Raw genomic sequence first — 11,889 nt, 5'->3', positions numbered from 1 at the left:
GCGGTGCTGGCTACGAAAGCTCGCCGAGCTTGCGCACCGCGCCGCCGATCATTTCGTCGTAGCCGAGCGCGACCCGCTGCATCGATTCGAAGTGCCGCATCGACTGGATCAGCTGCACCATCTCCTGCATCGAGCTCACGTTCGAGTTCTCCAGAAAGCCCTGGCGCAGTTGCACGTCGCCGTCCGCGAGCTGGGTGGGGGCCTGGTCGGTATTCAGGAGGCCGTCGCCGACGCGCCTGAAGTCCTTGGCGTTGTCGAACTGCACGACCTTCAGCTGCGCAACAGGCGTCGCTTCCGCGCCGCCACCGGGCTTGGACTCGAACACCTGCCCCGCGGCGTCGATCACGGGATTGGGTCGGGTGAGCACGATCTCTCCGCCCTGCCCCATGACCGGATTGCCTTGCGCGGTGACCAGGCGGCCGCGCGCGTCCAGCTGCCAGCTGCCCTGGCGCGTGTAGGCAAGGCCAGCTTCGGTGGAGATTTCGAAGAAGCCCGGCATGGTCAATGCAACGTCCAGGCTCTGGCCGGTCGACTTGAGGGTGCCGGGGCGGGCGTCCGTCTGGACCAGGAGCGTTCCCGCGGCTGCGGGGGTGCCCGACACGTCGGCCCGCGCAGCAACCGCCCCCACGCTGCGCATCGCATCAGAAAAGGTTCCCGTGTTCATCGGCAAGGACGAGGCGACCTCCCGCTTGTAGCCGGGCGTGGTGGCGTTCGCCATGTTCATGCTGATGCGTTCGAGGCGCGCCATGTCCTGCTGCATGCTCTGCAGGCTGATGGCAAGTACGTCGGTCATGGGGGTTCCTGAGATTTCAGAGCTGGACCACGCTGAAGGATTTCAGCTCGATGGTGTGCGGCACTTCGGACATGGACAGCACGCGCAGATGCGGCATCACCCGCTCGGACAGCGCACGCACATGGCGTCGCAATTCGGGCGCGCAGAGCAGCACCGGCAGGAGATTGCTTTTCATCATGCGTTCGGCTTGCTGCACCAGGCGCTTCATCAACTGCTCGGTCAGGCGCGGGTCGAGCACGAAGGGCTGCGCGCCCCCGGCCTCGGTGGCCACGTGAACGCTTTGCAGGAACTGGCTTTCGATCGCAGGATCGAGCGTCAGGACCTGCAACGAAGTCGCTTCGCCGAGAAGGCCCTGGCAGATCGCGTGCCCCAGCCGCTGGCGAACGATCTCGGTCAGCTGGTTGGCGTCGCGTGTCGTGCGCCCTGCGTCGGCCAGCGTTTCGAGGATCGCTTCGACGTGGCGGATCGAGACCTTCTCCCTCAGCAGGTTCTGCAGCACCTTCTGCACGTCGCTGGACGAAAGAACCGTGGGTATCAGCTCCTCGACCAGGCCGGGCTGGCTCTGACGGACGCGTGCCAGCAGCCGGTCGACCTCGGCACGCGTGAGCAGCGTCGCGGACTCGCGTCGCAGCATCTCGGTCAGGTGCGTCATGAAGACGGTGGGCGCGTCGACCAGCGTGTACTTCGCCTGGCTGGCCACTTCGCGCTGGCTCTCTTCGATCCAGAGGGCGGGCAGGCCGTAGGTCGGATCGCGGGTCGGCTCGCCCGGAACGGACTTGGTGTCACCGGCCGGATGGATCGCGAGCAACCTGTCGGCGCGCGCCTCGCCCTTGCCGACCAGCACGCCGTCCAGATGAATCTCGTAGCGATCCGCCGACAGGCGCGCCGAATCCTTGAAGCGCACGCGCGGCAGCACCAAGCCGAACTCCTGCGCATGCTGCTTCCTGAACGTGGCGATCCGCTCCATAAAGACGCTGCCCGGCTGGTTGATCACCGGCACCCAGTTGGTTCCGAGATGAACCTCGATGGGCTCCACCTGCAGCAGCGAGTAGGGGTCGTCGCTCTGCGAAGCCGGCGTTCCGTCGGCCGCTGCCGGAGTCACGTCGCCGGTTGCTGCGGTACCGGACGCCTGGGCTGCACCGGCATCGGCCGCCTTGGCCTTCGCCGCGCGATAGAGCAGCGTTGCGGCCAGCAGGAAGCACAGCGTGAGCGCCAGCGTCGGCAGCGCTGGAATGCCAGGCAGGAGCAACAAGCCGCCGAGCGCCATGGACACGAGCAGGAGCGTCTTCGGAAACGAGCTCACCTGGCGCAATGCTTCGCGGCTCAGGTTGGCATCGGAGGCCGACCGGGTCACGATGATGCCGGTGCCCACGGCAATGACGAGTGCGGGCACCTGCGTCACGATGCCGTCGCCGATGGTCAAGAGGGTGTAGGTCTGCAGGGCCTGGCCCCACGGCATGCCATGCTGCATCACCCCGATCACCAGCCCGCCGATGATGTTGATCAGCAGGATGATGATGCCCGCGATGGCATCGCCCTTGACGAACTTGCTGGCACCGTCCATGGCGCCGTAGAAGCCGGCTTCCTTTTCGATGTTCTTGCGCCGGCGCTGGGCTTCGGCCTGGTCGATGAAGCCCATGTTGAGGTCGGCATCGATGCTCATCTGCTGGCCCGGCATGCTGTCGAGCGTGAAGCGCGCAGCCACCTCCGAGACGCGCTGTGCACCGCTCGTCACCACGACGTACTGCACCACGATGAGGATCAGGAAGACGATGAGGCCGATGACATAGTTGCCGCCCACCACGAACGCACCGATGGCGCCGATCACCCGACCCGCATCGCCGTCGGAAAGAATCAGCCGCGTGGCCGCCACGTTGAGCGACAGGCGGAACAGCGTGGCGATCAGCAGCAGCGAGGGGAAGGTCGAGAACTCCACCGGCCTGGCCATGTAGAAGGTCAGGAGCAGGACCAGGAATGCGAAGCTGAAATTGCTCAGGATCAGGAAGTCGAGCAGGCCGCTGGGAATGGGTGCGAACAGCACCACCAGCACGCCGAGCACGAGCAGCACCAGCGCGATGTCGCTGTGCTTGCCGAGAACACGCCCGAACGCATTCACGATGCGCCTCCCGTGGCGGCGCGGCCGCGTTGCTGCTGCTGCTCCCGCATGGCAAAGACCCAGACGATGATGCGCGCGACCTGTGCGTAGAGCTCCGGCGGCACCGGATGGTCCACCGGCAACTCCTTGTAGATGCGCCGCGCCAGCGCCGGGTTCTGGACCACCGGGATGCGGTGGCGCGCCGCGATCTCGCGCATCGCGGAAGCCATGTGCCCAGCGCCCTTGGCCAGCAGTTGCGGCGAGGCCATGCGGCCGTGCTCGTACTTCAGCGCCACGGCGATATGGGTCGGGTTGGTGATCACCACATCGGCATTGCGCGTCTGGCGCAATGCCAGGCTTCGCTTGAGCATGTCGCGGCGCAATTCGCGCAAGCGGGCGCGGATGCGGGGGTCGCCTTCGCGATGCTTGGCTTCGTCCTTGAGCTCGCGCTGGCTCATTCGCATCTTCTTTGCGAATTCGCGCCGCGTGTACATGAGGTCGAGCAGCGCAATGAGGCCCAGCACCAGCGCCATCTTCAAGCCGACGCTTGCCAGGTCGTCGAGCAGGATGTGCAGATAGCCGATGGCCGACAGCGAGGCCAGTGCGTAGAACTGGCTGGTCAGCGCCTTGAGCCCCAGGACGGCCACCAGGGTCAGCAGCGTCAGCTTGATCAGCGCCCGCGCGGTATCGAAGAGCACGCGCATCGAGAACAGCTTCTTCAAACCATTGACAGGGTTGATGCGGTCGAAGTCCATCTTCACCGGCTCGAAGGAGAGGATCGGTCCGGTCTGCATCATGTTGCCGATGACCGCGGCCAGCATGACGGTGGCGAAGAAGGGAGCGGACAGCATCAGCGCGGCACGCAGCGCGCGGTCGATCATCGGCCAGAGGCCCACGCCGGAAACATCCATCCGGCCGGCATGGATCAGCAAGGCCTGATCGAAGCGGAACTGAGTCGACACGGCACCGAACCCACGCCAGTTCAGGTAGACGACGGCGACGGCGAACACGACGGCGGCCACGACGTCCGTGCTCTTCGCCGTCTGCCCGCGCTCGCGCGCCTTCTGCAGCTTGTAAGGCGTGGCCGCCTCGTTGCGATCAAGGTCCTGCTCGGCCATCAGCGCCCCCGTCCTTGCGGTGCCGGCGCGGCCGCGAAGATGCCGTCCCACGTGGTGGCAATGCTCGCGTAGGTCCTGGTCATGACAGCGCCGATGCCCATGAACCAGAGCGAGAGCGCCACGAGGCCGACAAGGATCTTCACGGGAATGCCCATCGTGAACATGTTCATCTGCGGCAGGTTGCGGCCAACGACGCCCAGGGCGAACTCGACCAGCAGGATGCAGAACACGACCGGTGCGGCCAGGGCGAACCCAAGACTGAAGAGCCCGGCTGTCTGCTTCAATATCGGCGCCGCGGCACCTGCAACGGACCACGGCGCACCGACCGGAAATCGCTCCAGGCTGTAGCTGATGCCTCTGAGCAGGGCGTGATGTCCGTTGACGAGAAAGAACATCAGGACTGCGAGATAACCGAAGGCGGAGGTAAGAATCGGAACCGGGCGCTTGGTGACCGGATCGACGACCTGCGCGATACCGAATCCGAGCTGGACATCGAGCAGTTGCCCGGCAACGGCAAATGCCCCGAAGGCCAGCAAGATGCCAAGGCCCAATACGGCTCCGAGGGCGAGTTCGGACATTGCGGCGAAAATCAGGGCATCCCAGCCCATCCAGGGCCCCGTAATAACGGGCAGGCCCGCCGCCAATGCCACGGAGATACTGACGATCACCAGCATCCGGACAGAAGCGGGCAGTGGCACCGCATAGAAAACCGGGGTCATCAGCAAGGTCGCGGCAACGCGCAAGGCAAGCAGCCCAACGAGAGACAGCCACGATGAATTCAGCTGGAAGGCATTCACTTCAGGCGCCCGGTTCAGAACATCGACGGAATGCCGCTCCAGAGCTGAACGGTGAACTGGGTGAGCTTGCGAAGCATCCAGGGACCGGCCAGGATCATGACGGCGCCCGCCGTGAAGAGCTTCGGAACGAATGTCAGCGACATTTCCTGAACCTGGGTGACCACCTGCAGGACGCTGATCACGACTCCCACCAACATGGTCAGGCCAAGCAGCGGAAGGCACACGAGCAAACCTGTCCAGAACAGGTCGGACATCATCTTGAGTGCTAAGTCTGCATGCATGCTCCCCCCTCTTTCTCACATCGGCCCATTCTTCTCGTGGAGTGGAAGAAATGACAGTGGGCCGACAACCAGTTGATGTAATTCTAACGTAATGGTAACTAATTAAATTGAACCATAAACCATTAGAACCTATTGATTACACTCAATAGAAAACGGATAAAAGGAATAAAAAAAGCCCCTGGATGAACATCTTCATCCAAGGGCTTTAATTGATTACTTTTTATTTAAATTTTTGGTGCCGCTTGTCGGAATCGAACTGACGACCTTCCGCTTACAAGGCGGGTGCTCTACCAATTGAGCTAAAGCGGCTGAATTTCTTCGGTGCGTGATTCTAAAGGCGCCGTTTCCGGCACCTGCTTACTTGACGCGCTTGAGCGATGGCCGCGAACCGCCACCGGCCGGCGGGCGCGGCGGCTCGTCGACAGGGTCGGTGGCCGAGTCGGCGGGCGCTGCATCGATCGTTTCGCCGCCGTCCTCGCCCGTGACCAGGTGGACGATCTTGCCGGCATCGCCTTCGGTGCCGCGCGAAGCGTCGCGCAAAGGCATGCGCGCGGGACCCGTGGGCGAAGCCGGCGCATCGCCGCTGTCGACCGCGGGCGCCGGCGCGGGAAACGCCATGCCCTGCCCGTTCTCGCGCGCATAGATCGCGATCACGCGCCCCACGGGCACGCTGATTTCGCGCGCACTGCCTGCGAAGCGGGCCTTGAACTCGATGAAATCGTTGCCCAGCTTGAGCGAGCTGGTCGCGTCGAAGCTGATGTTGAGCACGATCTCGCCGTTCTTCACGTACTCGCGCGGCACCTGGACGGTGTCGTCGACCTGCACGGCGACATAGGGGGTGAACCCGTTGTCGGTGCACCATTCATACAGCGCCCGGATGAGGTACGGGCGGGTGGAGGACGACTCGAGCGCGTTGATCATGAAAAAGACAGCGGAGAACGGTACGGTGGACGCAGTCTTACTTGCGCATGACCTTTTCGGAGGGCGTCAGCGCTTCGATGTAGGCAGGGCGCGAGAAGATGCGCTCGGCGTACTTCAGCAGCGGCGCGGCGTTCTTGCTGAGATCGATGCCGTAGTAGTCCAGGCGCCAGAGCAGCGGCGCAATGGCCACGTCGAGCATCGAGAAGTTGTCGCCCAGCATGTACTTGTTCTTGAGGAACACGGGTGCCAGTTGCGTCAGGCGGTCGCGGATGTGCGAGCGGGCCTTCTCGATGGCCTTCTCGTTGCCCTTGGTGGTGCGGTTCTCCAGCGTGGAGACGTGCACGAAGAGTTCCTTCTCGAAGTTGAGCAGGAACAGGCGCACGCGGGCGCGATCGACCGGGTCGCCGGGCATCAGTTGCGGATGCGGGAAGCGCTCGTCGATGTACTCGTTGATGATGTTCGACTCGTACAGGATCAGGTCGCGCTCGACCAGGATCGGCACCTGGCCGTACGGGTTCATCACGCTGATGTCTTCGGGCTTGTTGTAGAGATCGACGTCGCGGATCTCGAAGTCCATGCCCTTTTCGAACAGAACGAATCGGCAGCGGTGGGAAAAGGGGCAGGTCGTTCCTGAATACAAGACCATCATGGCGAGAGACTCCTAAAAATCAAAAAGAGTGGGTCGCGTTGGCAACCCACTCTGTGGGACCGGATGCACGAGGCATGACCGGTCGGCGTGGACGGAACTACTTGACGTCTTTCCAGTACGAGGCGTTCAGTCGCCACACAAAAACCACCGACATGGCCAGGAACAGCAGGACCCAGACGCCGATGCGGATGCGGGTGTTCTGCGCGGGCTCGGCCATCCACTGCAGGTAGCTCACCAGGTCGCCGACGGCATTGTCGTACTGCACGGGCGTCAGGGTGCCGGGAGTGACTTGTTCCCACTTGCCCGTCAACACTTCGGTCTCGTGGCCGTGCTGCTCGACCTTGGTGTAGATCGGCCGGCGCTCGCCCTGCAGTTCCCACAGGGGGTTGGGCATGGCGACGGCCGGGAACGCGAGGTTGTTCCAGCCGGTGGCCTTGGTGTCGTCGCGGTAGAAGGTGCGAAGGAAGGTGTAGAGATAGTCGCCGCCGGTGCCGCCGTGGCCCGCGCGCGAACGCGCGACCAGCGTGAGGTCGGGCGGCGTGGTGCCGAACCATTCCTTGGCCTGGCGGGGGTCGATGTTGGCCTTCATGGTTTCGCCGACCTTGTCGGTCGTGAACAGAAGGTTGTCCTTGATCTGCTGCTCGGTGATGCCGATGTCCTGCAGGCGGTTGTAGCGCATGAAGGCGGCCGAGTGGCAGCTGAGGCAATAGTTGACGAACAGCTTGGCGCCGTTCTGCAGCGACTGCATGTCGGTCGTCTTGTTGGGCGACTTGTCCCACGCAATGCCTTCGGACTCGGCCGATGCGGTGGCGGAGAAAGCCAGGCCCAGCGCCAGACCCATGACCGCGAGCCAGCCGGAAATTCTTTTCTTCATCGTGTTTCTCTCAAGCTCTTGCACTTCTCGTGTCTCAATGCGCGGCGAAGACCACGCGCTCGGGCACGGGCTTGAATTCGCCCTTGCGGCTCCACCAAGGCATCAAGAGGAAGAAGCCGAAGTAGAAGAGCGTGCCGATCTGCGAGATGGTCTGGGCGATGTCGAGGGCGAAGGAGCCGATGACCAGGTTGCCCCAGACGCCGGGCGGCTGGATGCCCAGGTAGCCCAGGATCAGGAAGAAGAAGACGAACACGCCATACACATACTTGTGCCAGCTCGGCCGGTAGCGGATCGACTTGACTTCGCTGTGGTCCAGCCACGGCAGGAAGAACAGGATGATGACCGAGCCGCCCATCACGACCACGCCCCAGAACTTGGCGTCGAAGGCCTTGAGCAGGAAGATGGCCACGGCCGCCACGACGACGATCGCGATCTTCAGCGCCGTGCCCGACTTGCCCTTGACGAAGTTCAGGATGGCAGCGGCGCCGATGATCAGCGCGAACACGTTGACCATGTCGTCGGTGGTCGCACGCAGCATCGAATAGAACGGCGTGAAGTACCAGACCGGGGCGATGTGGTTGGGCGTCTTGAGCGAATCGGCCGGGATGAAGTTGTTGTACTCCAGGAAGTACCCACCGGCTTCGGGCGCGAAGAAGATCACCGCCGAAAAGATCGTGAGGAACACCACCACGCCGAAGATGTCGTGCACCGTGTAGTACGGATGCGACGGAATGCCATCCAGCGGGTGGCCGTCGGGGCCGCGGTTGGCCTTGATCTCGATGCCGTCGGGGTTGTTGGAACCCACTTCGTGCAGCGCGATCAGGTGGGCCACCACGAGGCCCAGCAGCACCAGTGGCACGGCGATCACGTGGAAACTGAAGAAGCGGTTCAGCGTGGCGTCGCTCACCACGTAGTCGCCGCGGATCAGGAGGGCCAGGTCAGGACCGATGAACGGGATGGCGGCGAACAGGTTCACGATGACCTGGGCGCCCCAGTAGCTCATCTGGCCCCAGGGCAGCAGGTAGCCCATGAAGGCTTCGGCCATGAGGCAAAGGAAGATCGCGCAGCCGAACACCCAGATCAGCTCGCGCGGCTTGCGGTAGCTCCCGTACATGAGGCCGCGGAACATGTGCAGGTACACCACGATGAAGAACGCGGAGGCGCCCGTCGAGTGGATGTAGCGGATGAGCCAGCCCCAGGGCACGTCGCGCATGATGTATTCGACCGATGCGAACGCCTGGTTCGCGTCGGGCTTGTAGTGCATCACGAGAAAGATGCCGGTGACGATCTGGATCACCAGGACCAGCATCGCCAGCGAGCCGAAGATGTACCAGAAGTTGAAGTTCTTCGGCGCGTAGTACTTGCCCCACTGGTCGTTCCAGAGCTTGGTCAGCGGGAAGCGGTTGTCGACCCAGTTGAGCAGCTTCGCGCCGGCGGGCGCGTTGGGGGAAATTTCGTGGAATTCAGCCATGTTCTTCTTCTGCCTCAGGCCTTCTTGGAGTCTTCACCGATCAGGAGCTTGGTCTCCGACAGGTACATGTGCGGGGGCACAGGCAGGTTGTCGGGTGCGGGCTTGTTCTTGAAGACGCGGCCGGCCAGGTCGAACGTGGAACCATGGCAAGGGCAGAGGAAGCCGCCTTCCCAGTCGGCCGGCAGCGAAGGCTGGGGGCCGGCCTGGAAGCGGTCGGTCGGCGAGCAACCCAGGTGGGTGCAGATGCCGACCACGACCAGCACGTCGGGCTTGATCGAACGGTGCTCGTTCTGCGCGTACTTGGGGGTGAACTCGTCGGGGTGGCGCTTGGAAAGCGGGTCGGCCAGCTGGCCGTCCAGCTTGGGCAGTTCGGCGATCTGCGCCGGGGTGCGCTTGAGGATCCAGACCGGCTTGCCGCGCCATTCGACGGTCATTTTCTCGCCGACCTTCAGGCCCGAGATGTCGACTTCGACAGCGGCGCCGGCGGCCTTGGCCTTCTCGGAAGGCTGGAAAGTGCTCACAAATGGAACTACGGTGGCCACGCCACCCGCTACGCCGGCACAGCTGGATGCGATCAACCACGTCCGCTTGCTTGTGTCGATCCGGGGCGAGCCGGAGGTCATGTCACTCATGGGGATCCTCTTGTCTTCTTCGCTGGAGCAGGGGTCAACCCGCGATTGTAGCGGGCCGCTGGAGGGATATTCAATGGGCGCCATGCGCGTGGCCGGCGGCCGATGGTCGGCGCGACGCGTCCGAAGAGCGCGCGCCGTATGGCGGCAGGGCAGCGAAGGCCCTCGCCGGCCGGACTTCAGTTCAGAAGACCGTGCTGCGTCGCCTCGTGGACCGCCTGGGTCCGCGACTTGACCGCCAGCTTGCGATAGATGCTCTTGGCGTGGAACTCGATCGTGTTGACCGAGAGGTACACCGCCTCCGCGATCTGACGGTTGCTCCAGCCCTGCGCGATGAGGCGCAGCACCTTGAGTTCGCGCGGGGACAGCAACGCAGGCGCGGACCGCGGCGGCGACGAAGGTTCGATGTGCGGCTCCGTGCGGATGGGCTCGATCGTGCGGGTCTTGGCCGAAGCGGCGATCAGGCCGAGGATGCGCCGCGCGACGCGCGAGTCCATCGGCGCGCCGCCGCGCTCGATCGAGCGCAGCAGGAACGACAGCTCGACATCGTCCGCTTCCGTCAGCAGGTAGCCGATGGCGCCCGCGGAGATCGCGGCGTTCACCAGTTCGTGGTCGTCCGACGGCGACATGGCGATGGTCTCGATGTGCAGGTAGGTCCGGCGGATGTGAGCAATGAGCGAGACGCCTTCGCTGCGCGGCAGGCGCATGCCGACCAGCACGAGGTCGTAGGGCAGCGAAGCCAGCAGGTTGCACGCCTCGGCGCGCGTGGAGGCCACCACGACGCGGCGGCCCGGCGCGAGGTTACCCAGTATGCGACGCATGCGATCGGCCACTGCGGGGTCGTCTTCGACGATCAGCGCGCCATGAAAGATGCTCACGTACGACAGCTGCGACGCCGATGGCATCGGTGCTGTTCTCACAGGGTGACAGGAAAGATTGATGGCCACGCGCTCGCCCCTCTTCGCTACGCAAGGTAGCTTCCAAATGTTGACTTTCGTTTCAGATGTCGCAGGAACGATGCCCGCGCGAAAACACGTCAACCGGAACACCGGCGTCAAGGCGAGTAGTACTTTGATTTCATTGGGAAATTCGCCGGAAAAGGGCCGCTGAACGGCTTCCCGGGATGGCTTTTTCGAGGCCGTTTTTGCGCTGTTGTTACGCGCTTGTGACGGCGCGTGTTACGTAGCACCGGGCCACGCGGAACACGCCGGAAAACGTCGCGCGAACGGCCCATCCCATATTCACGTGATGCCCGCCAAGCCGCATGGGCGCTGGCTTTGCGGGCCATCGGCCACCTCGCCGATGACGTATCTGCCAAACCACATAGGCCGAGAACTACGGATACCGGTGATGTTCACCAAAGCACCCGATTCCTAGCATTCGTTGCATTGGGTAACTCAATGAAACCCAACCCTGCTTCGAGGCTGCGAGGGACATGTCGGGGCTCGCGAAGTTGTCACTTATCCATCAAGGAAAACAGTCCAAATGACTACACCCAAGCGCTCCTCTTCCAACCGCGGCTCCCGCGGTGTTCGCCATGCAGGCATCAGCCGTATTCTTGCCTCTGTATTGGTAGGAGCCGGGTATGTGATGACGCTGCCGGTTGCATACGCTCAAGTCGCCATCGGTGGCGTCGACGTCGTTGTCGATCCTCCTGGCGCCGGCCTCCTCAACATCACGGGCGCCAACAACGGCGTTCTGACTTCGGCAGACGGAATTTCCACGCCCAACCTGACAGCGACCAGCTTGACCTCCTCGAGTGTCAGCGCCGGCACCGTGACCGCGACCAGCATCACCTCCGGCATCGTCAGCGCAGGCAACGTGACCACCGGCAACCTGTCGTCGGGCAATGGCACGATCCAGTCGCTCACCTCGACCAACATCCTGGCGACGGGCCTGACCTCCACGAATATCCTCGGCACGAACATCGATGCCACCAACATCAACACGGCGAACATCACGTCGGGCACCGGCAGCATTTCGACGCTCACGTCCACCAACGTCAGCACGACCAACCTGACGGCCTCGAACGGCACGATCAACACGCTGAGCGCAACCAACGTCAGCACGACCAACTTGTCGGCTTCCAACGGCACGGTCAACACGCTGAGCGCAACCAACGTCAGCACGACCAACCTGTCGGCTTCCAACGGCACGGTCAACACGCTGAGCGCTACCGATGTCAGCACCACGAACCTGACCGCCAACGCCGGCACGGTCAACACGCTGAGCGCCACCGATGTCAGCACCACGAACCTGAC

The 11,889-nt window shown here is 63.4% G+C and carries 11 protein-coding genes, 1 tRNA gene and 1 pseudogene; 1 reads left to right on the top strand and 12 read right to left on the bottom strand.

The features are described from left to right. Positions 1-10 precede the first annotated feature (10 nt). The 12 genes from BM133_RS24910 to BM133_RS24855 form a co-directional block, all read right to left on the bottom strand. A complete protein-coding gene (locus BM133_RS24910; protein ID WP_093439836.1) occupies positions 11-793 on the bottom strand; it encodes a flagellar hook-basal body protein in 783 nt (260 codons plus the stop codon). Positions 794-809: 16 nt separating this feature from the next. Further along, the gene (gene flhA, locus BM133_RS24905) at positions 810-2,909 is read right to left on the bottom strand and encodes a flagellar biosynthesis protein FlhA (RefSeq protein ID WP_093439833.1); all 2,100 of its coding nucleotides are present in this window, start codon (positions 2,907-2,909) and stop codon (positions 810-812) included. Next, positions 2,906-4,006, bottom strand: coding sequence for an EscU/YscU/HrcU family type III secretion system export apparatus switch protein (locus BM133_RS24900; RefSeq protein ID WP_093439830.1), 1,101 nt, complete (start codon positions 4,004-4,006; stop codon positions 2,906-2,908). Before BM133_RS24900 ends, flhA begins: the two co-directional genes overlap by 4 nt. Then, positions 4,006-4,803 carry a flagellar biosynthetic protein FliR gene (locus tag BM133_RS24895; RefSeq protein ID WP_093439828.1) on the bottom strand — a complete coding sequence of 266 codons (798 nt, stop codon included), beginning with the start codon at positions 4,801-4,803 and terminating at the stop codon, positions 4,006-4,008. Before BM133_RS24895 ends, BM133_RS24900 begins: the two co-directional genes overlap by 1 nt. Positions 4,804-4,817: 14 nt before the next feature. Then, the gene (locus tag BM133_RS24890; protein WP_256219349.1) at positions 4,818-5,057 is read right to left on the bottom strand and encodes a flagellar biosynthetic protein FliQ; all 240 of its coding nucleotides are present in this window, start codon (positions 5,055-5,057) and stop codon (positions 4,818-4,820) included. Positions 5,058-5,317: 260 nt separating this feature from the next. Then, positions 5,318-5,393, bottom strand: a tRNA-Thr gene (locus tag BM133_RS24885). A 48-nt stretch (positions 5,394-5,441) separates the two neighbouring features. After that, positions 5,442-6,005, bottom strand: coding sequence for a ClpXP protease specificity-enhancing factor (locus tag BM133_RS24880; protein ID WP_093439823.1), 564 nt, complete (start codon positions 6,003-6,005; stop codon positions 5,442-5,444). Positions 6,006-6,042: 37 nt separating this feature from the next. Then, entirely contained in the window at positions 6,043-6,654 is a 612-nt protein-coding gene (locus BM133_RS24875) for a glutathione S-transferase N-terminal domain-containing protein (protein WP_042579119.1), read from the bottom strand. Positions 6,655-6,751: 97 nt separating this feature from the next. Next, positions 6,752-7,528 carry a cytochrome c1 gene (locus BM133_RS24870; protein WP_093439821.1) on the bottom strand — a complete coding sequence of 259 codons (777 nt, stop codon included), beginning with the start codon at positions 7,526-7,528 and terminating at the stop codon, positions 6,752-6,754. Positions 7,529-7,562: 34 nt separating this feature from the next. Then, positions 7,563-8,999: a cytochrome b gene (locus tag BM133_RS24865; protein ID WP_093439818.1), complete on the bottom strand. Its 1,437-nt coding sequence runs from the start codon at positions 8,997-8,999 to the stop codon at positions 7,563-7,565. Positions 9,000-9,013: 14 nt separating this feature from the next. Continuing rightward, positions 9,014-9,631, bottom strand: coding sequence for a ubiquinol-cytochrome c reductase iron-sulfur subunit (gene petA / locus BM133_RS24860; RefSeq protein ID WP_093439816.1), 618 nt, complete (start codon positions 9,629-9,631; stop codon positions 9,014-9,016). Between the two features lie 176 nt (positions 9,632-9,807). Next, a complete protein-coding gene (locus BM133_RS24855) occupies positions 9,808-10,533 on the bottom strand; it encodes a response regulator transcription factor (RefSeq protein WP_093439813.1) in 726 nt (241 codons plus the stop codon). Positions 10,534-11,113: 580 nt separating this feature from the next. Here BM133_RS24855 and BM133_RS24850 point away from each other — a divergent pair. Further along, positions 11,114-11,889, top strand: a pseudogene (locus tag BM133_RS24850) (hypothetical protein); the annotation flags it as partial.

Origin of the sequence: Variovorax sp. 770b2 (assembly GCF_900115685.1) — a bacterium.
Taxonomy (GTDB): Bacteria; Pseudomonadota; Gammaproteobacteria; order Burkholderiales; family Burkholderiaceae_C; genus Variovorax.
The sequence above is the reverse complement of the archived record's forward strand: the minus strand, read 5'-3'. Positions and strand labels throughout refer to the sequence as shown.